This window comes from Pseudoalteromonas sp. TAP-3C, from assembly GCF_059888565.1.
In genome coordinates this window covers 857,835-883,571 of record NZ_CM187618.1, presented here as the reverse complement: position 1 = coordinate 883,571, position 25,737 = coordinate 857,835, and the positions used below count along the sequence as shown (strand labels likewise).

Below are 25,737 nucleotides of genomic sequence, written 5' to 3'. Positions count from 1 at the left end.
TTATATTACATTAAAGTTACAATATAAATATTTTAGTTTCGCTTATTCAAAAAACAACCCTTTATTACTAAATATTAACCTTACAAACCAATAAAAATAATAATTTGTTAATTTAGATTAGAAAAAAGTAAACACTAACCTTATACTACACGGGGAAACACATGAAACTAAATAGGATACACAATGAAAAAACTATCTGTAGCAGTAGCAGTTTGTTGCGCACTTGCCACAAGCAATGCCAGTGCTGATGTTCGTATTAACGGGTTTGCTTCAATTGTTGGTGGTAAGTCACTTGACAACAATCAACCTTTGTACGGCTATGATGACGATATTTCATTTAAAAATGAAAGCTTGTTTGCACTTCAGCTAACCGCTGACTTACAAGAAAAATTAACCGCCACAGCACAAATAGTGGCTCGCGGCGAAAACGATTTTGACGCCGAGTTTGAATGGGCTTATTTAACTTATGAGTTCACAGATGAGTTACAGGTTAGCGCTGGTAAATTGCGTGTACCGTTTTATCGTTACTCTGACTTTTTAGATGTGGGTTATACTTACCGTTGGGTACGTCCTCCTCAGTCTGTGTACAACTTACCATTTTCAACTTATGAGGGTTTAAGTTTATTGCATAACACACAATTGGGTGATTGGGACTCAACGGTTCAAGTTATATACGGCAGCTTTGACGATGACATTGCGGTTGTATCAGTCAATGGTGATACAGAGCTAAATGATATCGCGGGTTTGAACTGGACGCTTGGTTATGATTGGTTTAGCGCGCGAGCCGCGTACTTTATTGCCGATACCACTATTGCTATCGAAAACGATACGCCAGAAGGGATGGCACTTAATGGGTTAGAGCAAACTCTACGCAACTCTGGCTTTATTGAACAAGCTGATAACATTGCAATAGATGAAGATGACGGTACATTCTTAGCATTGGGTTTTTCTATTGACTACAACAATATTTTATTTGACGCTGAATACACTCAATTTGAGGTCAAAAATAGTGCGTTAGCAAAACAGTCTCAATACTATACCTCTTTAGGCTATCGTATGGACGAATGGCTTGTTCATTTAACCTATGAAAATAACGACGATAAGCATGATAATAACCGGTATAACGCTCTCACTGCCGTTCCTGCTCTTAATCAAGGAATTAATATTTTATTAGATGGCTCTAAAGCAAAAAGTAATGTTTACACTATTGGTGCGCGTTATGACTTTCACCCAGCAGCTGCTTTAAAAGTAGATTTTAGTCGCTTAAAAGATGACATAACAAATACTGAAACTGATGTTATCGCCGTTGGCGTTGATTTAGTATTTTAATTGGAGCGAATAATGAAAAAAATAATTTTAGCCAGTGCGTTAACACTGTGTAGTTCAATAGCGTTTGCCGAAGTTGCAGTGATCGTTAATCCTGCCAATAGCAATACAATTAGCCAGGATGATATTCAAAAAATATACCTAGGTAAAAGTAAATCGTTTGCTGATGGCACCAAGATAAACCCTGTTGATCAAGATGGTAATGCAGTGGCCGACGAATTTAACAATAAACTGGTAGGTAAATCGGGAAGCCAATTAAATGCCTATTGGTCTAAGCTGATTTTTACTGGAAAAGGTACGCCACCTAATAAACTTAATAACGACCAAGCCGTTATTGAGTTTGTAGCTGCTAATGCAGATGCAATTGGTTATATAGATAGCTCAAAAGTTAGCGATAACGTAAAAGTAGTGGGTAAGTTTTAACCTAAACATATACCACCTTAAAGTGGTTTGACATAATACAAAAGCCCGCAATAAAATTTATTGCGGGCTTTTTTGCTAACTAAATATCACTATTAAAGAAACCGGCAGTATTAATTATTCAATCTTAAACTTAGCCGTTGCATCTAATAAATTATCAGATAAGTAATGTAAATTTTTAGCAACATCTCTTACTGCTTTAAGTGAGCTCATGGTGTCTTCAAAGGAAACATGCATATTTGATACATTATCAACCACCATTGCCGCTACTGACGTTTGCTCTTCAGTGGCTGCTGCAATTTGTGAGTTCATACCATTAATTTCTAATATTTGTTCTGCTATTTTTTCAATAGATATGCCCGTTTGCTCTGCTGCACTGGCATTATTGGTTGCCATATCGCGAGCTGAGTTCATGGCCGTTACCGACTCATTAGCCGCTGTACTTAAGGTACTTAATAACTCACGAATTTCATTGGTTGATTGCGCAGTACGAGAAGCAAGCTCTCGAACTTCATCGGCAACCACCGCAAAACCGCGTCCATGCTCACCGGCACGTGCTGCTTCTATCGCCGCATTAAGCGCTAAAAGGTTTGTTTGCTCTGCAATCGATGTAATTACATTTAATATTTGCGATACGTTTTTAGTGTCGTCTGCTAGTTTATTAATCGTATTTGCGGCTAAGTTTATTTCGTTGCTTAAGGTACTCGACGCATTAACCGATGTCTTTACTTGTATACGGCTTTGATCTACTTCTTTTTCTGCTGTTTGTACCGCATTAGAGGCACTCGCCGCAGATTGAGAAATATCACCCACACTTTGCTTCATTTCTTCCATTGACTGTTTAACAATATCGGCATCTGTAGTCTGTTTTGTGGTTGCTTGCTCTGCTCGCTCCATCCCTTGTACAAGACGTGTAGAGTTTTCCATCAAGGGTTCACATACGGCAATAACTTCTAAAACGGTTTCTCTAAGCAGGCTAATAAATGCATTAAAGTTTATTGATACTTGGCCTATTTCATCCTCAGAGTTAACCGCGAGCTTAGTGCTTAACGACCCCTTACCGCTTGCAAGTAAACTCAAATTACGAGCTGCGTCGCTCGCTGATGAGCCTATATTTCGTGCAATCCAAATAGCCATAAATAATAATAGGGCAAGCGACACAGCTGTAACAATGAGCATTAAGTTCAGTGCGTCATCGGAGCGCTCTTTTGTATTTTCTACTAATTGAAAAAAACGATCGTCTGCTTTTTGTTGTGCATTTTTTAAATTTACTAACACAGCGTCATAAAGACTTGTTTTTAGCTGGGCCTGTTGTTGTATTTTACTAAAATCGGCAGTGCCGTTAATCATTCCGTTTGCAATGGTTGACGATATTTTCTCATAATTTGCAAGCTGCGTTTTGGTCTCATCATTAACGTAGCTGTTGTTAATTGCTTCAATCTCCTCTAAGTTGGTTACTAGGTTTGTGTACGTTTCCCGCGCTTTAATGACTAAATCTTGTTCGCCAAAGGTTACAGCCTGAGTATATAATTCATCCAACTTTTCTAAAACACTGACATTCCTGAGCGTTAATTTAGCGACTTTATAAGAAGATTTTTGCATTTCATCAAGTGATATACGATTTTCATTCATCGCAACATAGTTAACCAAAACAATGACTAAAAATGCGATAATCGCTATAAATGTAATTGCATGTATTTTTTTGGTAATGCTAAGGTTTTTAAAAGAGAAACCATAAGCCATATTCATTTACCCCATTTAATTGTCTATTGTTATTATCGGCTTAATACACGTAAATGTTAACTTTATTTTTAACTTTTAGGCATTTTTTATACTTATAATTAAATTATACGTCACATTTTTCATAAATATTGATAGTTAGACTATAGAGGGTTCTATTCAATGGTCAACTTTACGATTAAATAACTACTTATTGACTTTGTAAAATTTTGATACAAAAAAAACCAGTAACATTGCTGCTACTGGTTTTTATATTTGGTGCGGATGGGGGACTTGAACCCCCACGCCCGAAAGCACTACCCCCTCAAGGTAGCGTGTCTACCAATTCCACCACATCCGCATTTTTTAAGCTGTTGCTTGGTGTTAAGTTTTAAAAGCCAATTTGAGGAAAAAAGCAACCTAACAATTTAATTATAACTAATTTGGCACATCAGAGCTTTGCTCTTTAGTAGATGAAACTGGTACATCTTCTTCAACAGGAGTCACTGTCTCTACTGCCGGAGCTGCTTCTAAATTTTCCCATTCATCGGTTTTTTTAATTTGCCCGGCGGTTAAGTTACCTAAAACAATACTTAGCACAAAAAAGATTGTCGCTAACGTTGTTGTACTTTTGGTCATGAAGTTACCAGCACCAGAAGAGCCAAAAACTGTAGACGACGCACCTGCACCAAATGATGAGCCCATGTCGGCGCCTTTACCTTGTTGAATTAAAACCATACCAACAAGCGCTAAAGCTACAATTAAATACACTACTAATAAAATTTCGTACATCTTATACGGTCCCTTTTGCACTATTACAGATAGCAGTAAATGAATCTGCTTTTAAACTTGCACCGCCAATTAAGCCGCCGTCTATATCTGTTTGTGCAAATAATAATTCGCTATTTTTTTCGTTAACGCTACCACCATATAAGATGGTTAGCCCTTGTGCTAAATCGCTGTCTAATGCAGCAATTTTTTCACGGATAAATTTGTGAACAGTTTGTGCCTGTTCAGGCGATGCAGTTTTACCTGTGCCTATGGCCCAAACGGGCTCATATGCTATCACAGAATCTTTGAGTGCTGCTACACCTAATTTATTAATTACTGCGTCAAGTTGGGCAGCAATTACTTGTTCTGTTTGACCGTTGTCTTGCTCTTGTTCGCTTTCACCAACGCATAAAATAGGGATTAGACCTACCTGCTGAGCACGTGCAAATTTTGCAGCAACGGTTTCATTGCTTTCTTTGTATATACTGCGTCGCTCAGAGTGACCAACAAGCACATAGTGAGCACCTAACTGCTTGATTAGTTCAGCGTCAACGTCACCAGTAAATGCACCTGGTGTGTTTTCAGACACTGTTTGTGCGCCTGTTCTTACACCACTAGCAACCATTGCTGATAACAGTGGAAACGGAGGAAATAAAACAATGTTTACTTCAGAAGATTTAGCATCGTTTATAGCATCAGACAATTGTTTAACCAGCTCTAATGAACCATTCATTTTCCAGTTGCCGGCGACCATCGCCTTGCGTGTTGCCATTTTCCCACTCCACGTTAGAAAGCGGGCGAGATATTAACTCGACTCGCCCAAAGTTACAAGAGGTTATTGTTATCAATCAGCTTATTTGCTCATAGATTCAACAACTGCGGCAATTTTTTGCGCACTGTCTATTACGATTTTTTCTTGCTCTGCTTCAACCATTACACGCACGACAGGCTCTGTACCTGATTTACGCAATAAAACACGGCCCTTATCAGCTAAGCTTTGTTCAACTTCTGCCACTGCTGCTAACACCTCTGGTGCTTGGGTCGGATCGGTCCCTGGTGTGTAGCGCACATTAATCATTTTCATTGGGTACTTGACAAAACCTGCGCCTAAATCTTGCAATGTACGGTTTTGAGCCACCATCGCCGCAAGCACTTGCAAGCTTGAGATAATGCCATCACCTGTGCTGATTAAATCAAGATTTAATACATGGCCTGAGCTTTCCCCCCAATCTTCCAACCTTTTTGTTGTAATAGCTCCATAACATAGCGATCCCCGACTTTGCTACGGGCAAATGCGATGTTTTTAGCTTTAAGTGCGTTTTCAAGTCCCATATTTGACATAACAGTACCAACAACCCCGCCGCCTAAATTGTCGTCCTGTGCAGCTTGGCATGCAATAATATAAACTAAATCGTCGCCATCAAATACACGACCGTTATGATCCACCATCATTACACGATCGCCATCGCCATCATAAGCAATCCCCACATCCGCTTTGTACTCAAGCACTTTACGTTTTAACGTATCTACATGCGTTGCACCACACTCATGGTTAATATTCACTCCATTTGGCTCACATGCATGAGTAATTACCTCAGCACCAAGCTCTCGCATTACCGATGGTGCAATATGATAAGTAGCCCCGTTAGCACAATCTAGAACAATCTTAATTCCCTCAAGCGATAGCCCTTGTGGAAACTGACTTTTACAAAATTCAATATAACGACCATCAGCACTGGGTAAACGCGTTGCTTTACCTAACTTATCTGAAGCAACACACGTCATAGGTTCATCAAGCATCGCTTCTATTTGTAGCTCTACTTCATCATCAAGCTTTAAACCTTGGCCATTAAAAAACTTTATACCATTATCATAATAAGGGTTGTGTGAAGCGCTGATCACAATACCGGCTTCAGCACGAAATGTTTGTGCTAAATAAGCAACGGCAGGCGTTGGCATTGGACCCAGTAAAATAACATCAATACCCGCTGCAATTAAACCTGACTCCAAAGCGGTTTCAAGCATATAACCAGAAATACGGGTATCTTTACCTATAATAACTTTTTTTGTGCCATGTTGAGAGAGAACTCGCCCTGCAGCCCACCCTAATTTCATTGCAAACTCTGGATTGATTGGTCCTTGACCCACTAAACCACGCACGCCATCGGTGCCAAAATATTTTCTTTCTTTCATTTATAGTACTCCTTGTTTGCAGGCTTGATATACGCCAAGCACATCTGCGGTTTCTTTTACATCATGCACCCGAATAATCTGTGCACCGTTTTGTGCTGCTATTAATGCACCAGCTAAACTACCAGCTAACCTGTCTTGTGTTTTTCTATTTAATAAATTACCAATCATTGATTTACGTGATAAACCGGCTAAAAGTGGTAATCCAAATTTGTTGTAATTGTTAAATTGAGCCAATATTTGGTAATTGTGAGTTAATGTTTTTCCAAAACCGAACCCAGGATCTAAAATTAACTGGCTTTGTTTAATACCCACCGCTTCACAAGCAGCTATTCGCTGACTAAAAAAGTCATTTATTTCGCTGGCTAAGTCATCATAATGAGGATTATTTTGCATACTACGAGGTTGCCCTTGCATATGCATCAAGCATATTGCCACGTCAGGAAACTGTGCGACTACCTGTAATGCATTGGGTTCTTGTAATGCTCGTACATCATTGACAATATCAGCACCCGCCTCTATTGCTTGGCGCATAACCTCAGCTTTACTGGTATCAATTGATATAAAGCTGTCACTTTGCTCACGAATTGCTTTAATGATAGGAATAACGCGCTTTAGCTCTTCTTCAAGCACTACATCGGGTGCACCTGGGCGTGTTGATTCGCCACCTATATCCAAAATAGTCGCACCCTCATCGAGTAATTGCATGGCATGACTTACTGCAGCCGTTGTATTTAAGAATTGACCGCCATCAGAAAATGAATCGGGGGTAACATTTACTATTCCCATAATAACAGGCTGTGCAAGGTCAAGTGTTCGGCCACGGGCAAGGTTAAGTTTATTATTCATCGCTAACCTTAAAATTAGTCTGTAGAGTGTCATGTTGATTATTTACATCAAAATGATACAAAAAAGCCCCGAGATTCGGGGCTTTTGGTTACGCTATTTTAACGATTATTCAGCTTTATCATCAAGGTTTGTTTCATCTTTTTTAGATTCATCAGTTGGTTTTTCTACGTCATCAACTGACTTTTCATTAGAAACAGCGTCTTTTTCTGCTTTAGGCTCATGGCGGTCATGCGCATCACGTGGTTCACGCACAGGCTGACGTGCCATTAAATCATCAATTTGCTTTGCATCAATGGTTTCATACTTCATTAAAGCATCTTTCATAGCATGGAGAATATCGATATTGTCTCTTAATATTTTTTCAGCACGCTGATAGTTTCTATCTGAAAATAAACGCACTTCTGAATCAATCACCTTCGCTGTTTCATCCGACATACTCATAGAACGACCACCGCCGCCACCCATGTACATTTCGTTTTGATCTTCAGCGTAAAGTAATGGGCCTAGTTTTTCACTTAACCCCCATTGCGTCACCATTTTACGAGCAATGTCTGTTGCACGTTCAATGTCATTACTAGCGCCAGTGGTGACTTTGTCTTCACCATAAATGATAGCCTCAGCAATACGACCACCGTAAAGGCTTGAAATCATTGATTCTAAAAGCTCTTTAGAATGACTAACACGATCTTGCTCTGGTAAATACATAGTGACACCCAGTGCACGACCGCGTGGAATAATAGACACCTTATAAACCGGATCATGTTCTGGCACCATGCGACCCACAATAGCGTGGCCAGCTTCATGGTAAGCCGTCATTTCTTTTTCTTGCTCGCTCATCACCATGGTTTTGCGCTCGGCACCCATCATGATTTTATCTTTTGCAGCGTCAAATTCAGCCATACTGACAACACGCTTGTTGCCACGAGCAGCATAAAGCGCAGCTTCGTTGACTAGGTTAGCAAGGTCAGCACCTGAAAAGCCAGGCGTGCCGCGGGCAATCACTGCCGCTTCAACATTATCCCCTAGCGGGACTTTACGCATGTGAACTTTAAGAATTTGCTCACGACCACGAATATCCGGTAACCCTACCACAACCTGGCGGTCAAAACGACCTGGGCGCAGTAGTGCTGGATCTAATACATCAGGACGGTTGGTAGCTGCAATAACGATAATACCTTCATTGCCTTCAAACCCATCCATTTCAACGAGCATTTGGTTAAGCGTTTGCTCACGTTCATCGTGACCGCCTCCCATACCAGCACCCCGTTTACGACCAACAGCATCGATTTCGTCGATAAATATAATACAAGGCGCCGCTTTTTTAGCTTGCTCGAACATGTCGCGCACACGTGATGCACCCACACCAACAAACATTTCAACAAAATCAGACCCTGAAATAGTGAAAAATGGCACTTTTGCTTCACCTGCAACGGCTTTCGCAAGTAAGGTTTTACCCGTACCAGGAGGCCCTACCATTAATACGCCTTTAGGGATACTGCCACCTAATTTTTGGAATTTTGAAGGGTCGCGTAAAAAATCCACTAATTCAGTGACATCGTCTTTGGCTTCATCACAACCGGCTACATCCGCAAAGGTGGTTTTTACCTGATCTTCACCCATTAAGCGCGCTTTACTCTTTCCAAATGACATGGCGCCTTTACCACCGCCACCTTGCATCTGGCGCATAAAGAAAATCCATACCCCGATTAACAAAATCATAGGGAACCAAGAGATGAAAATGCTTGCTAAAAATGATTGTTCTTCAGCCTTAACGCCTTTGACTGTGACATCACCTTTTAACAAATCATTTAAAATATCTTTGTCATAAATAGGCATAATCGTTTGAAAACGCTCGCCACTGTTTTTTATACCCGTAATTGTGCCACTTGTACTTTCAATTGACACTTCTTGTATAGAGCCGTTTCGGGCTTCTTTAACAAATTGACTGTAACTTGTTTGACGATCAACTTGATCGCCGCCATTAAAGCTCTGAAATACTGACATAAGCACAACTGCAATGACCAGCCAGAGTATTAGATTTTTCGCCATATCGCTCAAGGGGTTAACCTCTTGTATCCAATTAATTTAAATTCAACTAAACGCCCTGCAACTGTACTACAGTTTGTATCCAGTCGCTACTATATATACTTCCCGTGAACGGGCACGCGAGGCATCCGGTTTACGTATTTTTACTGTCTTAAAACTATTACGTACATCTTGCAAATATTGATCAAAGCCTTCACCTTGAAACACTTTAACAATAAACACACCATTTTTCTTTAAAACTTGATGACACATATCAAGCGCAAGCTCAACCAAGTACATACTACCTGCTTGATCAACCGAATTATTACCACTCATGTTAGGTGCCATATCAGACAATACCACATCTACATTTTTACCATCAATACGTTTTAACAGCGCATCAAGTACGGCTTCTTCACGAAAATCGCCTTGTAAAAAGTCAACACCCGCTAATGAATCCATTGGTAATATATCACATGCAACCACCTGGCCTTTATCACCTACTTTTTCGACTAAGTATTGTGACCAACTGCCAGGCGCTGCCCCTAAATCAACAACGGTCATTGCTGGACGCAATAACTTATCTTTGTTTTGTATTTCATCTAATTTGAAAATAGCTCGTGAACGCCAGCCTTTTTTTTGCGCCTCTTGAACATATTTATCATCAAAATGTTCTTTAAGCCAACGTTGTGAACTGGCTGACTGTTTTTTATTTGTCATAAATTAACACGCAACTAATTAGTAATATTTCTTAGATGGCGTTAGAATACCCTTAATTCAAGCCATATTCAGCAAAATTTGTAAAATCATGACATTATCAAACAAACAAAAGCAGTTTTTAAAAGGCAAGGCACACAGCCTTAAGCCTGTAGTATTACTAGGTTCTAACGGTTTAACCGAAGGTGTAGTCGTTGAAATTCAAAGTGCGTTAGAAATTCACGAATTAATCAAAGTGAAAGTACCCACTGACGATCGCGAAACCAAAAAACTTATTTTTGATGCGATTGTTCGCGAAACCGCCGCTACAAAATTACAAACAATTGGTCATACAATTGTACTTTACCGTCAAAGCGCTGAGAAAAAAATTCATCTTCCTCGCGGTTAATTTTCGGTCCTAATTTAAAAAACCAGCTTTAGCTGGTTTTTTTATATGTGACTATAACGCTGTGGTTGACGTATCGACGACTTTTCACCCTTTTTCACCTCGCTTATAGGTCAATAAGCGATTTATAAATTCGGTTGTTAGCTCATTTATAAGCCCTGACTCTGCATTTAATATTAAACTAAAGCCAACATTTAAGTGCGGGAAAACCACCAAATCACTACGATATCCTTGCACCCATCCGCTATGATAATAAAGAGTCTCGTTATCATAATCATAAACACGCCAACCCAAGCCATAATAAGCTTCATTCATATGCTCTCGCCATACTCGTCTGTAACGCTCTTTTTTAGTATGTGTATAAGGACGTGTTTGTGTTGCTAACGCCTCTAACGATAAAACCTCTGGATAGCGTCCAAGTTGCGCATTTAACCAAATAGCCATATCAGAAGCACTGGCGTTAACACCGGCCGCCGGTGCCACTTTGTAATAATTCTTTTTCAAACGGGCACTGTACCAGCGCTTTTTACCGCGAACGTGAGGATGTGCATAGTTATTATCTTGCACCATGGCATCGTAACCTAAACTTGCGTCTTTCATTTTTAAAGGGGTAAAAAAGGCGTCATTGAGCCACTGGGTATAAGTTTTACTGGTACTTTTTAAAATCACGTCGTCAATTAAACTAAACATCACATTTTGATAGCCATAGCAGTCACCAGGGTCGCAAATAGGTTCTACGCTCAGTAGCTTTTCAACGATGTCTGTATACCCCATTCGCGATTCTATTAAGTTATCGTATGCATTGGGTACTAATCCGCTAGAATGGCTAAGAATATGGAATACTTTTAAATCATCTTCGTAGCTCGTTTGTTTAAACTCAGGAATATAATAGCTAACCGGTAAATACAAATTAAGCAAATTTTTGTTTGCAAGTTTAGCCGCCAACGAGCCTGCAAAAGTTTTAGACACGGACGCTAAACGAAACCGGGTGTGAGGGTTAATTTTTTGACCTCCACGCACCTTTGTGTACCCCATAGTATGAATATAATCAGGCGCTTGAGAATTGACAATAGAAAGTGCCCCTCCTGGAATTTTTTTTATTTTTAGTTTTTGCTCTGCATAACGCCCATAACTTTTAACAAAGGCTTCCCAATCAGGATCTGTGTTAGCGTGCACTTGAATGTGCGTTCCTACAAGACACAAAGCAAAAAAATAGATGGGTAAGGAGTTAAGATATTTCATGCTTAGTTAATTTTTCTTTTTTTAATCATAATCAATCTTTATAATATCATGAACTTTTGCTTGGACTAACGTACAATATGACCAATTAATGGCTTTTGGGTGGATGTAAAATATTTATGCGTTTTTTAGTTGTATCACTTTGTATCATATTAACTTCGAGCTGTGCTGTTATTCAGCAACCTGCAAAACTCATAGCAATGCCTATAAAGCCAATACTTAAAAGCCAAACTTACCAAATTAAGTATGAAGCAGATTATACGCCTCCAAAAGTAAAGTCTGTGCAATTACCAGCTCATAATGTAAAAACAAATCAAACTGTCAGAGTATTAGTTGACCGTGCAAGCGTCACTGACACCTTAGTCTCGCAAATTAGTCAAGCATTGAACGATAAACAGCTTAAGGTCACTAAAAGCAACCATAGTGATTACACGTTAGCAATTCATCAGGTTGACCTTGAATTTATAGATGATGCCAAATACACGCTAACGCCGCCAGAAGAATTCTCCGCATTGTTTTCAGCGGTTGCGCAACAGTACCCTTTTCAGCAATGTGCAAATATATTTGCACAAGTGAGTATGCGCCTAACTCATAGGGCATCGGGTGACGTAGTGTGGTTTGCTAAGTCGTCAATAAACAGCGCAAGTTTTCATCGTGAACCATTAATTTATAGCGTTACTGAAGAAAAAAAGATCACCAACGAATTAGAGGTTGTCGCATTTGTTCATAAACAAAATACTGAACAGGCTCGCTTAAAACGTGCTGAGCTTAATAATAAAGTAACTGTGCCTGCGTATAAAACACTTACCAAACTTAGTAGTTTAACTAAACAACAAGGCCCGTGTACGCGTACTGAAATAAGTGCATTGACCCCGATGATACAGTTTTACTTAAGCAGCATACTTATTGATAAAATTAAGGTTCATTAACGATCACTACATTTTTTTACAGATTTAGCTAAGGGTTTGACAATATACTACGCTTTTTAGCAAAATCTAATTTAGGTTCCAAGGATGAAGTACTTCAAACAAAAACAATTACTACATTGTGTATCCTTATTTTTTGCACTTATTTTTAGTACTCAGAGCACCGCTAGTAATCGTTACTATGCGGATAACACTTTACAACCCACTTCAGGTTTTGCATGGGATTGGAGCGCTGGGGCAAGTTATTACATAGAAGACTCTTATTTGGTCGGTATGAAATCCTACGATGTGGGTGCTGAATTAGATTTAAGCCTTGCGGTTTCTTACGATAATTTTTATCTTGATTTTGACCATAACCAACTCAGCGGCGGACTTGTTTTAGGTTATAGCATAATTAATAAATATAATTGGGAACTTGACTTATTAGGCACTAATGCCCAAGCCGGGTTTGATGAACAAGGTCTAGGCTTTTATGACGACGGGATAATTGATTCCCTGCGCGGAATAAAAAAGCGTAACTATGACTTTGATACTGGCCTTCGACTTACACGTCGATTTGACAGTTCGCAAATCTCTCTTGAATACTTACATGATATATCAGGGGCTCATAATGGCTGGGTTGCAAACGTATTTTTTAGTCATATTCAGCCTTGGCGCAATTGGGAGTTTCGCTCTGGAATTGGCTTAAGCGCCTATTCAGCTGATTTTACAAACTATTATTTTGGTATTGATAGTGATGAAGCAACCGCAACACGCCCAATTTACACGACCAATGACAGCACCAGTATCATCTTTGAATTTCATGCTGAATACCCTATTAATCAAGATTGGGTCTTTTTAGCAGGCTGGTTAAGCACATGGTTTTCAAAAGAAATTAATGACAGCCCTATTATTTCTCAAGGATATCAGCATAAAGCCAAGGTAGGCGTACGTTATGTACTGTAGATTTTTTTATTATTTACTGTTTAGTTACTCAGGTTCACTGTTTGCATCCCCCACAGAGGAGCCTTCTCAATTTAATGCGGTTCCTGATACCTGTGTTGCTTTACGTGAAGGACGCCACTGTTATGCAGATGTGGTTTTGTCATGGCAACAGCCACAAATTGGTAATTATTGTTTACGCGACGCCACCTCAAAATACATTATGCAATGCTGGCTTAAACAACAATACGGCTCCTTTAATTATACCTTCGATTCAACCCACAGTATTTCATTTGAACTGTTTGATAGTAATACTTCAAAAGTAATTGCTACAACAGAAGTAAAATTACAATGGGTGTATCAAAACAGACAAAAAAAACGACGCTGGCGATTATTTTAAATTAATAATAGGTATACAAAAAACGTATGGATAATTACGGTACTATTTTACTGGTTGAAGATGACATCTCCCTTGCACAGTGGGTAAATGAGTATTTAACAGAGCAAGGCTATATTGTGCATATATGCCATCGGGGTGATGAAGTTATAAGCCAAGTAAAACGCTTAAATCCACAACTTATTTTACTCGATATAATGCTCCCAGGGCTTGATGGCATTAATGTATGCCGCGAGTTGAGTAGTTTTTATCATGCCCCAATTATAATGCTCACCGCCCGCGATGAGGAAATGGATGAGGTTATTGGGCTTGAAGTAGGCGCTTATGATTATATTATGAAACCTGTGCGCCCTCGCGCATTACTTGCCCGCATCAAATCGGCTTTACGCTATAGCAGCGAAATACCTAAAGTTGATGCTCAACCGCAGATAGTTAATATTGGCCAGTTAAGTATTAATACTGAATCACGCAACGTTACTCTAAATAAACAGGATGTGAACATTTCAAGCGCTGAGTATCAGTTACTACATTACTTAGCCAGTAACGCAGGCCAAGTTGTATCGCGCGATGCCGTGTTTAAAGCAATTAAAGGCAGAGAATATGATGGACTAGACAGAAGCGTTGATGTGCTTATTTCTGCTTTGCGTAAAAAGTTTAATGATGACTCGCAAAAACCAGAAAAAATTAAAACCATTTGGGGTAGAGGCTATTTATTTGTGACTACCGCGTGGTAAATTTTCACCCTTGAGCATGTATAAATAACATGTATAAATAACATGTATAAGTAATAAGCGCTATAACAATAAACGTTAGTTCATACAGTAAGCCTGCACTGTTAACACGGAATAGCATCAATGAAAAAGTTTTATATTTCACTACTTGGCAGTGCACTGCTTTCAATTATTGTTTTAGGTTGGCTTATAGATGCATTTAGCCAGCAAACGCGCACACCGTTAGATGAGTTTAGCGTTCAAAGTCAAATTATTGTTGGGTTAAGTAATCAGCTCACGCCACTAAAACCCGATGCTCGCCCGCAACAAGTAACAAAGCTAGCCGCTGACTTTAACCTTATACTCAACTACAAATTAAATCAGTCGCTAGCACTGCCCTTAGCGCTATTAGATAAAATGCAAACTCAAGGCGGGTTAATACTCGAAGACGAGCAAGGCTTTTACATGCTTTACACTAATGATGCATTGAGTCCTTATCATTTAGCTATGCGTCTAGATAAAGCTTATGAAACCACACAACGAAATGACATTATTTTAACGCTATTATTTTATACTGGCTTATGTGTTTTTATGGGTTTTATTATCACCCCATTAGCAAAACGCCTCACCGTATTAAATGAAGCAGCAAAACAATTTGCATCGGGTAACGTAAAAGCGCGCATTAAACCCTCTCGCTTTACTTATATAAAAGATGTTGAACTAACCTTTAACCGCATGGCAAGTCAAATTGAGAAGCTAGTTGCTGAAAATAAACTTATGGCTTCTAGTCTATCTCATGATATTAGAACCCCAATTGCATGTTTACGTTTTGGTGTAGACGCCGCGCTTGATAGTCATGACAAGGAAAAAATAAAGCATTATCTAACCCGAATGGAAACTGATTTAGATCATATGGAATCAATGCTAAAAAGCTATTTAGCGTTTGCTACTTTAGAGCAAAATGCCAATAAACTGACTTATTCATCAGCCAACCTTAAGCATTATCTTGATGATATCGTGTTGCAGCTCGAACCTAAAATAGCCTCACGCTCGCTTACTCTTTCTTTAGAGTGTGATGAGCTTACAATTTATGCTGACTTGCATTGGCTAGCAAGAGCAATTATTAATTTAATTAATAATGCCTGCGACTTTGCAAATCAGCAGATTAAAATAACAGCGTTACTGCAAGGTAACGTTTTGGCTATCAGCGTTGCCGATGATGGACCTGGTATTGCTCAAGAAAATAATCATAACGTATTTAGTCCATTTTTCCGTGAACGCTGTCACCGCAACCGCAGTGATAAAAGTTATGGCTTAGGGTTGGCAATCGTTGCAAAAGTCGCAGATTGGCATCACGGCACGGTAAAAGTGAGTAAAAGTGAACACCTTGGCGGAGCCTGCATTACACTGACACTTGCCCAGCTAGATTATTTGGCCAATTAAAAAACTAACTAAAAAATAGTGCTATTTATAAGCAATCAATATCCATGTTATTTATATCGCCCACTAAAACGAAATAATTGTACAACTAAGACAAATAAGCACTTTTTATTTATTTACAATTCCAGTAGATTGTCAGCGGCGTCAAAAAATAGAGAAGCAAAATAATATGAGTGCAGTAAGAGGTGAGTTTAGCTCCCGCTTTGGTTTTATAATGGCCGCAGCAGGTTCTGCTGTTGGGCTAGGTAACATTTGGGGTTTCCCTACACAAACAGCAAGTAATGGGGGGGCTGCATTTTTAGTCGCATACTTAGTGCTGGCTTTCTTTTTAGCCTATCCGGCTCTAATGGCCGAGTTGATAATAGGTCGTCATGGGCAGGCTAATGCGGTCTCTTCATTGACTAAATTAACCACTAAAGCATGGCAAAAACACTTTGCTTTTGCTGTTGGCTTTGGCGGCATTTTATGTGCAGGCTTCATATTAAGCTTTTATGCTATTGTTGCCGGTTGGATGTTAAGCGCCACTTTAGAACCGATAACCACATTAATGGGAGCCGATACCACCTCTTTGTGGCTAAGTGAGCAATCGCTCACTCGCAATATTCTTTTCACCGTGGCGTTTATTATTTTAACCGTTGCCATTATTAGCCGCGGTGTAGAAAACGGTATCGAAAAGTGGTCTAAGCGTTTAATGCCAGCCCTACTAGGCATTTTATTTGCCTTAATTGCCTATGTAATGACTCAAGAAGGCGCTGTTGAGGGGTTAAAAGCTTACTTAGTGCCTGATTTTTCATCTATTTTTGATCCCACACTATTAGTCAGTGCACTGGGACAAGCTTTCTTTTCATTATCATTAGGCACGAGTGTGATGATTATATATGGCTCATATATTAGTAAAAAAGAAAACCTCGTTTCCTTAGGCGCTTATGTCACGCTAATCGATGTGTTTATAGCGTTTGTGGCGGGTTTACTCATTATACCTGCTATGTATGTGGCACAAGCACAAGGAGTGGAAATATTCTCTGCAACAACAGGTAAGCTCCTCTCAGAAGATACCTTAGTGTTTCAGGTTTTGCCTGCCTTGTTTGATGGCATGGGCGGTGTGGGTTTATTTGTTGGCTTTGCTTTTTTTGCATTAATGAGTATAGCGGCACTGACTTCTTCTATTTCAATGCTTGAAGCACCAGTATCGTACACAGTAGAGCGTTTTGCTATGAAGCGCGTACAAGCGACTTGGCTAATAGGTGCTTTAATTGCAGTTGTTAGCATTATTATAGTGTGTAATTTAAGCACCTTATTTAGTTTGGTGATCACCCTAACGACTAAAGTCGCACAGCCTTTATTAGGGCTCATGTGCTGCATATTTGTAGGCTGGATTTGGTACAGAGCATCATTGCTCAAAGCCATTCAAGCGGGTAACCCTGAGGTACATAATACCTTATTTTGGAAAATATGGCCTTGGTATACTAAGTTTGTCTGTCCTGTTGCGATTAGCTTAGTGTTTTTGCATTCCCTACTAAGCTAGTTATAAACTACAAAAAAAGGCCCGCATAGGTGGGCCTTTTTGAGACTAGCGCTTTAAAATCATATCTTGATGGGCTATTCCATCTTCTAAATATTCATCACCAACACACTCAAAACCAAATGCGCGATAAAAATCTAGCAGGTAAGTTTGAGCACCAATGTAAATATCTCTTGTGGGCCACTGTGATTTACAACAATTTATAGCCGCTTTTACTAAATGCTTACCCAGTCCAGAGCTTCGCTGTGATTGCGCCACTAAAACGCGCCCTATTGCACTGTACTGGGGAGCTTTTTCATAGCAACGAGCATAGGCATTTACTGCTTGCTCATCTAATAAATACACATGACGAGTTGACTCTGCAATATCATGATCATCAAGCTCGGGGTAGGGGCAGGCTTGCTCTACGACGAATACATCAACGCGTTCACGTATAATTGAAAATAAGGTCCTAGAGTCGAGCGCTGAGAATGGCTCACATTTAAACGTCATTTAGACACCTTTATGATTATAAAAGCTTACTTAAAATAAGCCTTTAATAATATTTAAGTAAATAATCGCTCTAGCTGATCGCATAGCTGCGATAAATTAACGTGGTCATGCTCTATGGTTAAGTCGACATAGCCATCGCCTCTGAACGATCTGTCTAATTCAATTAATACATGGGTTTTGTGCGCTTCAGGAATAAACGACAACTCAATCTCTTTTATGCCAAACAAGCTTCGGCTATTAGGTTTGTATTCAAGCTCTTGATAGCACCCCGATACGGATTGAAAAGTAGAAGCACGCAAATGGCCTTTCTCTACATCCGCTTTTACTAAGCTAAAGCCAAGCTTTTCCATTGCTTGCATGCATGTTTTGACTGCTTCATTGGGATAAATGTGTAAATGATCTTTATCTGTTGGGTCAAGCGCAAGGTCAATATCAAGACCCGTTTCTAACCACACGTGAGAGTGGTTATAACCCGCATTAATTTCGGTGATAGGCGTCTCTGAGTGCAAACGAGCTTCAAACCCAATCGTTTTTACTTCACTTGGTTCAATATTGCCGATATCTTTAATGCGCCATTGTTCAATGACATGATTAGTAAAGTAGTCACTGTCTTCACCGGCTACTTTTACACGTGTGACTAGCATTAAATCTAAGCCCGAAATTTCTTGGCTAACATCACCTGCGGTAATTACAATTTGTGCATTGAACAGTTGCCCGGGTTGAAGATGTTCAGTTTCTAAAATGGTATCAACTTTGGCGGCACCTATACCTACTGATGCTAAAATCTTCTTAAACATATTTTCTCCTTAAGCTGAGCGAATATTATGTTTGCTAAGCTTAAACTTCTTCGTTATGGCATCTTAACCACATTTAAAAGCACTTGTCAGCGAAAAACTGCTATTTACATGCCATTTACGGAAAACTTTGTTATCTATGCACGTTTTTTATACTTTACCGTCATTTTCCCCTAGTTTAATCGTAATGTAATAAATACTCACTATCAATTAACTATCCGTGTTTAATAAGTAGATTAATTGTCAATAAGCATTGTTTTTCGCTACACTAGAATGCCAAATGAAGTGATACTAATGATTATGGAACTAATTTATTTTGCTACCGCCTTCGTCTGCGGTTTTAGTGTATACCAGTTAAAGTTACCGCCACTTATCGGTTTTCTTATGGCCGGTTTTATCCTTAATTTAGCTGGCTTTAAAACAACAGATCTACTCGATACGATAGCATCGTTAGGCGTTACACTGCTGCTTTTCAGTATTGGATTAAAGCTCAAAGTGGCAAACCTAATAAAACCCCAAGTGTGGGCTCCAGCCACCATACACATCGTTTTAAGTAGCGCATTATTTAGCGGTTTCATGTTATTGCTCGGTGTTTTTGCACTGCCTTTATTTATTGATTTGAGCTGGCAAAGTGCGCTGCTGGTTGGTTTTGCTCTGAGCTTTTCAAGTACTGTATTTGCAGTAAAAGTACTTGAAGAGCGCGGTGAAATGGCAAGTTTGCATGGTAAAATAGCCATTGGTATTTTAGTAATGCAAGATATATTCGCGGTCATTTTTTTAGCGGTAAGCACTGGAAAAGTACCTAACATTTGGGCTTTAGGGTTAATTATTGGATTACCCTTAGCCCGTCCAGTAATGTATTGGGTGTTAAACCGCTCTAAACACGGTGAGTTATTGCCTTTATTTGGCTTCTTTTTCGCTTTAGTGGCAGGCTACAATGCCTTTGAGTTTGCGGGATTAAAAGGCGATTTAGGGGCATTAATTATTGGTATGATGTTCGCATCCCATAAAAAAGCAGGCGAACTATCTAAGTCGCTACTTAGCCTAAAAGATATTTTACTGGTTGGTTTTTTCTTAAGTATAGGCTTAAGCGCAGAGCTTACTGCTCATTCATTAGTTGTTGCTTTAGTGCTGGTACTAATTATCCCTATTAAAACGCTGCTTTATTACGTATTAACCAACCTATTTAAACTTCGTGCTCGTACCTCTTTGTTAGCTGCATTTAGCTTAGCTAACTTCAGTGAATTTGGTTTAATTGTTTGTGCAGTTGCTGCATCAAACGGTTTAGTTACTTCCGAGTGGCTTGCAGTTATTGCTATTGCCGTGTCAATTACTTTTGTAATTGCCTCTCCTTTAAATAAACGTTCTAACGAACTGTACGTTAAAGCTGAGCGTTTTTTATTAAAGTTTGAAAGCAAAACCCGCCTAGCTGAAGAGCTTCCGGTAAACTTAAACGACACTAAAATAGTTATTTTTGGTATGGGCAGAATTGGTACAGGTGCTTATGAAACAATAAACGCCTCTCACCCAGGCCTAGTGGCGGGAGTCGATATAAAACCCGAAGTCGTGAGTAAACATATAAGTAGAGGGCGCAATGTGTTAACTTCAGATGCTACGGATCCTGATTTTTGGCAACGGGTTAATCATTCACAAGTTGAAATGGTTATGCTTACTATGCCTAAACATATGCAAAACATATATGCCTTAGAGCAATTACAGGCATCAGGTTATAAAGGGCAACTTACGGCTATTGCTAACTACCCCGATCAGCAAAAAGAACTAGAAGATATGGGGATTGATTCTACTTATAACTTTTATTTAGAGGCTGGTAGTGGCTTTGCGGAGCATGTAAAACAAAATTTATTTACCAATTAGATACAAATAAATTACATTTACATTCCTTTACATCTGAGTATTTTATTGATTTCAAAATAAGGTAAAATAACTGTGTTGGTTTGGTAAAGCTAATACATAAGTTTGTATTTATTATAATACAGACAGATTCCACCCCCTTGCTTTAAAGTAACCAATAAGATTCTCAAATTAGAGGGCCTACTCCCTCCATCAATAGGCTGTTACTTGCCCGTTACAGCCTATTTTATTTCTTTAAAATCCCTTAAAATTAACGGCCCTATTTTAAAAGGTGTCAATAATGGACCCTCAACAACTTAAAACTGCCATCAATACTATTATGCCGTTTGGTAAATATGCAGGACGCCCTCTACTTATGCTACCAGAGCCTTATTTAGTGTGGTTTAAGGGCCAAGGCTTTCCTGATAGCAAGCTTGGCGCTCAGCTTGCTATGATGTACGAAGTAAAGCTTAATGGCTTGGAGCAAATGTTGATGCCGCTATTAGAAAAAAATAGGAAATAAAAAATAGAACTTTTCTGTAAGTGGCCTGTCTATGTATTTGCTACTTGTTGATTTTTTGGTTTTAAACCGCAAAAAAGCGCCTTTATGGCGCTTTTTTATTGCGATTTTTTTAGGCTAATAATAAATTTAACCCCACCGAGTGTTGAGTCATCAATGGCACATTCACCTTTGTGCCATGATATTATTTTACTCACTATTGCTAGCCCCAATCCAAAACCACCGGTTTTTTTATCACGGCTTTTATCTAAGCGCGTAAACGGTTTAAATACTTTTTCGCGCTCAGAGTGGGCAATACCCGGGCCATCATCTTCAACCACTAACTGTAACTTTTCACCGGTGGTATTTAAACTAATATGTACATGCTGCGAGGCATGTTTAAGTGCATTACTAATTAGGTTTTGCAATACGCGCGACATAAAATGGCTATCACATGAGTAAATATATTTACTCGGTAGCGATGTTGTTAATTGAATTCGCGTATCAAAGTTTACTTTGTCAATATTGGCTTTAATTAATGCAATTAAATCACAAGATGCTAACTTTAAACTAGGTTGCTGCGAATCTAAACGAGCGTATTCCAACATTTCAGATACAAGTGACTCTAGCTCATGAATATCCAGTTGCATATTAGATAAATACTGCTGCGCTTTGGTGTCATGTGTTTTACCCTCTAGCATGGCAATAGCAAACTTCAACCGCGCTAATGGCGTTCTAAACTCATGAGATACAGACGACGTGAGCTCTTGCTGAGCGCTGAGTAAAAACTCAATACGTTGCTGCATCACCTCTAAAGTACCAGCTATAGGTAAAAAAAACGATTTAGAACTATTACTTAATTGAAAATCTTGCGCGCCACCTACGGCCTCACATGCATGACTGAGCTTGGCAAAATCTCGCCACAATAAAAAGCTCCACAAGCCAATGGGTAAACTAATAATAAACAGCACCAATAAATACGGTAACACAGTTCCTGAGTTACTCTGCTTAACACCTACAGGACCGACTTGTAGCAACTGAGAATCACTTAAGGTGACATACCACACTATACGTTGCTGTTTATCATATAAATAAAGATAATGTTTTTGCGACAGCTGTGCTTGCAGCTTAGGTGGGAGAGCTAAATCTTGCTGTTTGATAATTTGACTAGCGAAGTTATGTTTAAGCTGCTCAAGGCCATCAGGCGTTTTTGAAAGCAGCCATAAAGATTGCCCAAATTCATCATCTAACAGTAGCTGTTGCTCGGATTCATCATAAGGCCAAAACCGCTCTATAACGCCACTAACAATAAACAAAGAGGCGATAATATATACATAAAGGCTTATAAATAGCTTTCCCATTAAGTTAGCCTAATGCTTTGCAATTGTTACATGCCCCAAGCATCTGAAACAAACAAATACCCTTGGCCCCACACCGTTTTAATTCGATAAGGTTTGTCGCTGTTATCACCGAGCTTTTTACGAATACGCGATACACGTACATCTACTGTACGGTCTAATCCGTCGTACTCGCGTCCTATCATATGTTGATGTACATGCTCTCGACTGAGCACTTCACCTGCATTTGAGGCCAATAACCACAGCAATTCAAACTCATGAGAGGTGAGTACAATCTCAACACCGCTTAACTTTACTATTCGACTGGTTTTATCTATTGATAAATCACCAAATTGTAACTCTTCAATCGCTTTAGCGCTTGGCTGTGCACGGCGAAGCAATGCACTAATTCGAGCAAGTAGCACGCGTGGCTCTGCCGGTTTAATAACGTAGTCGTCAGCACCTAACTCTAAGCCTATTACTTGGTCAAAGTCTTCACCCTTTGCTGTGAGCATTAAAATAGGTAAAGTGTATTTATCACGAACTTGTCGACATACGCTAAAGCCATCTTTTCCCGGCAACATCACATCTAAAATAATTAAGTCGACGTGATTTTCACTAAGATAAGAAAACACTTCGTCACCGCGTTCTAGCACGTCAACGTCTAAGCCATTATGCTCAAGATAGTCTTTGGTTAATTGTTGTAACCCTAAATCATCTTCAACAAGTAATATCTTTGGCATTTATTGCTCCTAAATTAAAAAAAGCTCCAAGGTGAGCGTAGCCGATGTTTTTTCTTAGCGTATGCGGTTTGCACTTCTATTTGCACACTCGCTAACAATACACCTGTATGGGGATTAATCAGGGAGTATATGGTCTCCACCTGAACACGCGCTTTATAGCTAAAACGACCCTTTTTGGCGCCTTTCCAGCATTGTAATTGTGTATTTTGCTGATACAGACACACATCGGTAGCGGCTAACACCTGCCAATTAAACTTTAATTCAAGATCGCAAAAATCTTGTTGTTCGGAAACCACACAGACTTTAGGTGATACATTAAGTGAAGAGGCTTTTGCAACGCACGTGCTGCTAAAAAATGAAGCTGTAATCACAACCAACATAAAACACTTCATATTAAAAAGTATGTTCGAACCCTATAAAGGCAGTCATTGAATGGTCATTTTCAAACAGCGGACTGTTATCCATTGCTGAATAGTCATAATAGGCTAAATGAAAATGAAGCGCGTTGGCTTTATCTATTGGCCAACGGGCGTCAATTTTAGCATAAGGTTGCCAGCTACTACCAACCTCTATTTCACCATAAATAGATTCCGTACTATTTAAACCATAAAAGTAATTATTTAGTTGGGCTGATTTGTAATTAACGCCTAAAGTCGATTTAAGTGCCAATTGCTTTAACTGATAATGGTACTGCCATTGAACAGACCCTCGGTAACTATTATAAACACTGTTTACATCATGCAATAATTGCGCAGAAAACACCTGCTGGTGTTTTACAAAAAAATAGCTGATACCAACATCAAGTGCGACTCGTCTTTTTTGTATATTATTTATATTTACCTGATGAGGTGACTCATCGTGTTGCGATGCTAATATTTGGTTATCAGCGGTTGTTTTAAAGGGGAAAATATTTTGTGGATGCCAGTCAATAAAAAACCGTGATTCAGGGTTAATTTCTGACACAAAACTAACGTTATGCTCTTCACCTTGTAATAAAGAATAACCTAAGCGGCCGTTGTCAAAAAACCAATTTTGGCCGTAATAGGCTACTTGCGGAATAACCACTAATGGCATGTTATCTGCGCCATATAAAGGGTTTGTGATCATCCCAGCACCAAGACTCACACTAAGGTTAAGCTCATCTGTGGATATATGTTGCCTCTGAGCAATTGTATTGGCGCTAAACAGCACTAATAACAGGCATGTGTTTATTCTCAGATATAACCGCATGAAGTTAATCGCTAGTTTATAAAAGGGCTTTGAACCTATAGTAGCAAGTAGTATGAACACAAGCTCTAGAGGGTTACAATCATTAACAAATTTGATACAAACGAAACACGTTTACATATCAGCAGCTATCTCGACCCGGTTACGACCATGGGTTTTAGCTAAATAAAGTGCTTTATCCGCCTTTTCAACCAACAAAGTGCTTTTATTGAAAGGTTGCAGTAAAGCAATACCAAAACTTGCTGAAATATTTCGTTTGTTATTACTATCTTGTTTTTTACGAACCGTTAATTTGGCAATACTTAAACGCAACTGATCACAAAATGCCAACGCATCGTTAATGTTATTAAAGTAACCCGTGATACAAAACTCCTCACCGCCAAAACGATAAGCATTGTAGTTATTTTGCACACTATTTTGCACTTTTTCAGCAACCAACTTCAGCACTTCATCGCCTTTTTGGTGGCCAAAATCGTCATTAAAGCGTTTAAAATGGTCAATATCGAACATAATTAACGCAGCCAGCTTATCTTGCACTTGTTGTGAAGACGCATTCAGACAAAATTCAACGATATCCAAATCAAACTTACCGCGATTAAACAAGCCTGTCAGTGAGTCTTTATCAACAGCTTCTTGAGTCACGCTAAGTGCCTCTTTTAAGTCTTTAATCTCGCTGTAAGCCTGTGCTAATTTAGTCTGAAAGCCACGTGCGTAATCTTGCATCGCAATAGATTCGTCGGTTAAACGTTCAACACAAGCAAGAATTTCATTGAACGAATCAATACCAGTGAGTGTTTTCAACTCATTTTGTGAGTCAACTAATGAAGTGGTAAAACTTTTCGTATATTCAATAGAGTCACTTAAATCAAACTGCATTTGCTTTACTGTGCCGTGGAATTTTTCAGACATTTGTTGAAAAAATGCTAATTCTTCATCATTAATATACTTATCAAAAATTTGCTGGGCTGATTGTGCGCAACAGGTGTGATGTTCACCAATAACGTTATCAAGCTCTGCATTTAATTGCGGGTTGTTACCTTGCACATAGCAATACCAAATAGCATAGTTTATTGGGGTTACAGGCATTTTATACTTAACCATTAGCGGAATGGCTTTTTTTAAACACTCGGCAGAATGAGCAAGTGAGGCCGCATTATCCATAATTAAAACTCTCAGAGATCACAAAAGGATGTTAATAAAGGTATAGAGATTAGCGGTTTATATTAACATCTTTTTA

General features: G+C 39.1%; 25 protein-coding genes, 1 tRNA gene and 1 pseudogene. 11 read left to right on the top strand and 16 right to left on the bottom strand.

The genetic code is table 11. The features are described from left to right. The first annotated feature begins 183 nt into the window (after nucleotides 1-183). Nucleotides 184-1,329 carry a porin gene (locus AC6H44_RS04140; RefSeq protein WP_500737690.1) on the top strand — a complete coding sequence of 382 codons (1,146 nt, stop codon included), beginning with the start codon at nucleotides 184-186 and terminating at the stop codon, nucleotides 1,327-1,329. Nucleotides 1,330-1,341: 12 nt separating this feature from the next. Then, on the top strand, nucleotides 1,342-1,749 hold the full coding sequence (locus AC6H44_RS04135) for a type 2 periplasmic-binding domain-containing protein (protein WP_500737689.1): 408 nt from the start codon (nucleotides 1,342-1,344) through the stop codon (nucleotides 1,747-1,749). 114 nt (nucleotides 1,750-1,863) lie between these two features. Here the strand turns inward: AC6H44_RS04135 and AC6H44_RS04130 are convergent, their stop codons facing one another. The 8 genes and pseudogenes from AC6H44_RS04130 to rlmE form a co-directional block, all read right to left on the bottom strand. Further along, nucleotides 1,864-3,489: a methyl-accepting chemotaxis protein gene (locus tag AC6H44_RS04130; protein WP_500737687.1), complete on the bottom strand. Its 1,626-nt coding sequence runs from the start codon at nucleotides 3,487-3,489 to the stop codon at nucleotides 1,864-1,866. Between the two features lie 253 nt (nucleotides 3,490-3,742). Then, nucleotides 3,743-3,826, bottom strand: a tRNA-Leu gene (locus tag AC6H44_RS04125). A gap of 77 nt (nucleotides 3,827-3,903) precedes the next feature. After that, complete coding sequence (secG, locus tag AC6H44_RS04120; RefSeq protein ID WP_500737685.1) at nucleotides 3,904-4,257, bottom strand: preprotein translocase subunit SecG; 354 nt, start codon at nucleotides 4,255-4,257, stop codon at nucleotides 3,904-3,906. 1 nt (nucleotide 4,258) lies between these two features. Then, nucleotides 4,259-5,008, bottom strand: coding sequence for a triose-phosphate isomerase (gene tpiA, locus AC6H44_RS04115; RefSeq protein ID WP_500737683.1), 750 nt, complete (start codon nucleotides 5,006-5,008; stop codon nucleotides 4,259-4,261). 81 nt (nucleotides 5,009-5,089) lie between these two features. Continuing rightward, nucleotides 5,090-6,429: pseudogene (gene glmM, locus AC6H44_RS04110) on the bottom strand (phosphoglucosamine mutase). Further along, complete coding sequence (folP, locus tag AC6H44_RS04105; protein ID WP_500737681.1) at nucleotides 6,430-7,275, bottom strand: dihydropteroate synthase; 846 nt, start codon at nucleotides 7,273-7,275, stop codon at nucleotides 6,430-6,432. Between the two features lie 105 nt (nucleotides 7,276-7,380). After that, the gene (gene ftsH, locus AC6H44_RS04100) at nucleotides 7,381-9,324 is read right to left on the bottom strand and encodes an ATP-dependent zinc metalloprotease FtsH (protein ID WP_500737679.1); all 1,944 of its coding nucleotides are present in this window, start codon (nucleotides 9,322-9,324) and stop codon (nucleotides 7,381-7,383) included. Nucleotides 9,325-9,390: 66 nt separating this feature from the next. Next, nucleotides 9,391-10,020 (bottom strand): 23S rRNA (uridine(2552)-2'-O)-methyltransferase RlmE, encoded by a 630-nt coding sequence (gene rlmE / locus AC6H44_RS04095; protein ID WP_500737677.1) that lies wholly within the window; start codon nucleotides 10,018-10,020, stop codon nucleotides 9,391-9,393. A gap of 88 nt (nucleotides 10,021-10,108) precedes the next feature. Between rlmE and yhbY the strand changes: the two genes are divergently transcribed. Beyond that, a complete protein-coding gene (gene yhbY, locus AC6H44_RS04090; protein ID WP_500737675.1) occupies nucleotides 10,109-10,405 on the top strand; it encodes a ribosome assembly RNA-binding protein YhbY in 297 nt (98 codons plus the stop codon). 84 nt (nucleotides 10,406-10,489) lie between these two features. Here yhbY and AC6H44_RS04085 read toward each other — a convergent pair whose 3' ends face one another. Next, nucleotides 10,490-11,644, bottom strand: coding sequence for a serine hydrolase domain-containing protein (locus AC6H44_RS04085; RefSeq protein WP_500737674.1), 1,155 nt, complete (start codon nucleotides 11,642-11,644; stop codon nucleotides 10,490-10,492). Nucleotides 11,645-11,760: 116 nt separating this feature from the next. Between AC6H44_RS04085 and AC6H44_RS04080 the strand changes: the two genes are divergently transcribed. The 6 genes from AC6H44_RS04080 to AC6H44_RS04055 all read left to right on the top strand — a co-directional run bounded on the left by AC6H44_RS04080 (nucleotide 11,761) and on the right by AC6H44_RS04055 (nucleotide 17,560). After that, the gene (locus AC6H44_RS04080; protein ID WP_500737673.1) at nucleotides 11,761-12,570 is read left to right on the top strand and encodes a hypothetical protein; all 810 of its coding nucleotides are present in this window, start codon (nucleotides 11,761-11,763) and stop codon (nucleotides 12,568-12,570) included. A gap of 84 nt (nucleotides 12,571-12,654) precedes the next feature. Next, on the top strand, nucleotides 12,655-13,512 hold the full coding sequence (locus AC6H44_RS04075; RefSeq protein WP_500737671.1) for a MipA/OmpV family protein: 858 nt from the start codon (nucleotides 12,655-12,657) through the stop codon (nucleotides 13,510-13,512). After that, the gene (locus AC6H44_RS04070; protein ID WP_500737669.1) at nucleotides 13,502-13,888 is read left to right on the top strand and encodes a DUF3019 domain-containing protein; all 387 of its coding nucleotides are present in this window, start codon (nucleotides 13,502-13,504) and stop codon (nucleotides 13,886-13,888) included. Before AC6H44_RS04075 ends, AC6H44_RS04070 begins: the two co-directional genes overlap by 11 nt. A gap of 26 nt (nucleotides 13,889-13,914) precedes the next feature. Continuing rightward, a complete protein-coding gene (locus tag AC6H44_RS04065) occupies nucleotides 13,915-14,619 on the top strand; it encodes a response regulator (protein ID WP_500737667.1) in 705 nt (234 codons plus the stop codon). A gap of 120 nt (nucleotides 14,620-14,739) precedes the next feature. After that, nucleotides 14,740-16,038, top strand: coding sequence for a sensor histidine kinase (locus tag AC6H44_RS04060; RefSeq protein WP_500737665.1), 1,299 nt, complete (start codon nucleotides 14,740-14,742; stop codon nucleotides 16,036-16,038). A gap of 166 nt (nucleotides 16,039-16,204) precedes the next feature. Next, on the top strand, nucleotides 16,205-17,560 hold the full coding sequence (locus AC6H44_RS04055) for a sodium-dependent transporter (RefSeq protein WP_500737664.1): 1,356 nt from the start codon (nucleotides 16,205-16,207) through the stop codon (nucleotides 17,558-17,560). Nucleotides 17,561-17,605: 45 nt separating this feature from the next. On the opposite strand, the gene AC6H44_RS04050 is transcribed toward AC6H44_RS04055, so the two are convergent. Further along, nucleotides 17,606-18,049 (bottom strand): GNAT family N-acetyltransferase, encoded by a 444-nt coding sequence (locus tag AC6H44_RS04050; RefSeq protein WP_500737663.1) that lies wholly within the window; start codon nucleotides 18,047-18,049, stop codon nucleotides 17,606-17,608. 53 nt (nucleotides 18,050-18,102) lie between these two features. After that, nucleotides 18,103-18,846, bottom strand: coding sequence for a sporulation protein (locus tag AC6H44_RS04045; protein WP_500737661.1), 744 nt, complete (start codon nucleotides 18,844-18,846; stop codon nucleotides 18,103-18,105). A 297-nt stretch (nucleotides 18,847-19,143) separates the two neighbouring features. Here AC6H44_RS04045 and AC6H44_RS04040 point away from each other — a divergent pair, with 297 nt between their 5' ends. Continuing rightward, complete coding sequence (locus AC6H44_RS04040; RefSeq protein ID WP_500738374.1) at nucleotides 19,144-20,718, top strand: cation:proton antiporter domain-containing protein; 1,575 nt, start codon at nucleotides 19,144-19,146, stop codon at nucleotides 20,716-20,718. Nucleotides 20,719-20,995: 277 nt separating this feature from the next. After that, entirely contained in the window at nucleotides 20,996-21,217 is a 222-nt protein-coding gene (locus tag AC6H44_RS04035) for a DUF3820 family protein (RefSeq protein WP_500737659.1), read from the top strand. 95 nt (nucleotides 21,218-21,312) lie between these two features. On the opposite strand, the gene AC6H44_RS04030 is transcribed toward AC6H44_RS04035, so the two are convergent. The 5 genes from AC6H44_RS04030 to AC6H44_RS04010 form a co-directional block, all read right to left on the bottom strand. Further along, entirely contained in the window at nucleotides 21,313-22,554 is a 1,242-nt protein-coding gene (locus tag AC6H44_RS04030) for an ATP-binding protein (RefSeq protein ID WP_500737658.1), read from the bottom strand. A gap of 26 nt (nucleotides 22,555-22,580) precedes the next feature. Continuing rightward, nucleotides 22,581-23,273, bottom strand: coding sequence for a response regulator (locus AC6H44_RS04025; protein WP_500737656.1), 693 nt, complete (start codon nucleotides 23,271-23,273; stop codon nucleotides 22,581-22,583). A 14-nt stretch (nucleotides 23,274-23,287) separates the two neighbouring features. Further along, on the bottom strand, nucleotides 23,288-23,653 hold the full coding sequence (locus AC6H44_RS04020) for a DUF3019 domain-containing protein (protein WP_500737654.1): 366 nt from the start codon (nucleotides 23,651-23,653) through the stop codon (nucleotides 23,288-23,290). A 13-nt stretch (nucleotides 23,654-23,666) separates the two neighbouring features. Then, the gene (locus AC6H44_RS04015) at nucleotides 23,667-24,380 is read right to left on the bottom strand and encodes a MipA/OmpV family protein (protein WP_500737653.1); all 714 of its coding nucleotides are present in this window, start codon (nucleotides 24,378-24,380) and stop codon (nucleotides 23,667-23,669) included. A gap of 234 nt (nucleotides 24,381-24,614) precedes the next feature. Continuing rightward, on the bottom strand, nucleotides 24,615-25,661 hold the full coding sequence (locus AC6H44_RS04010) for a GGDEF domain-containing protein (RefSeq protein ID WP_500737652.1): 1,047 nt from the start codon (nucleotides 25,659-25,661) through the stop codon (nucleotides 24,615-24,617). Nucleotides 25,662-25,737: the final 76 nt, after the last annotated feature.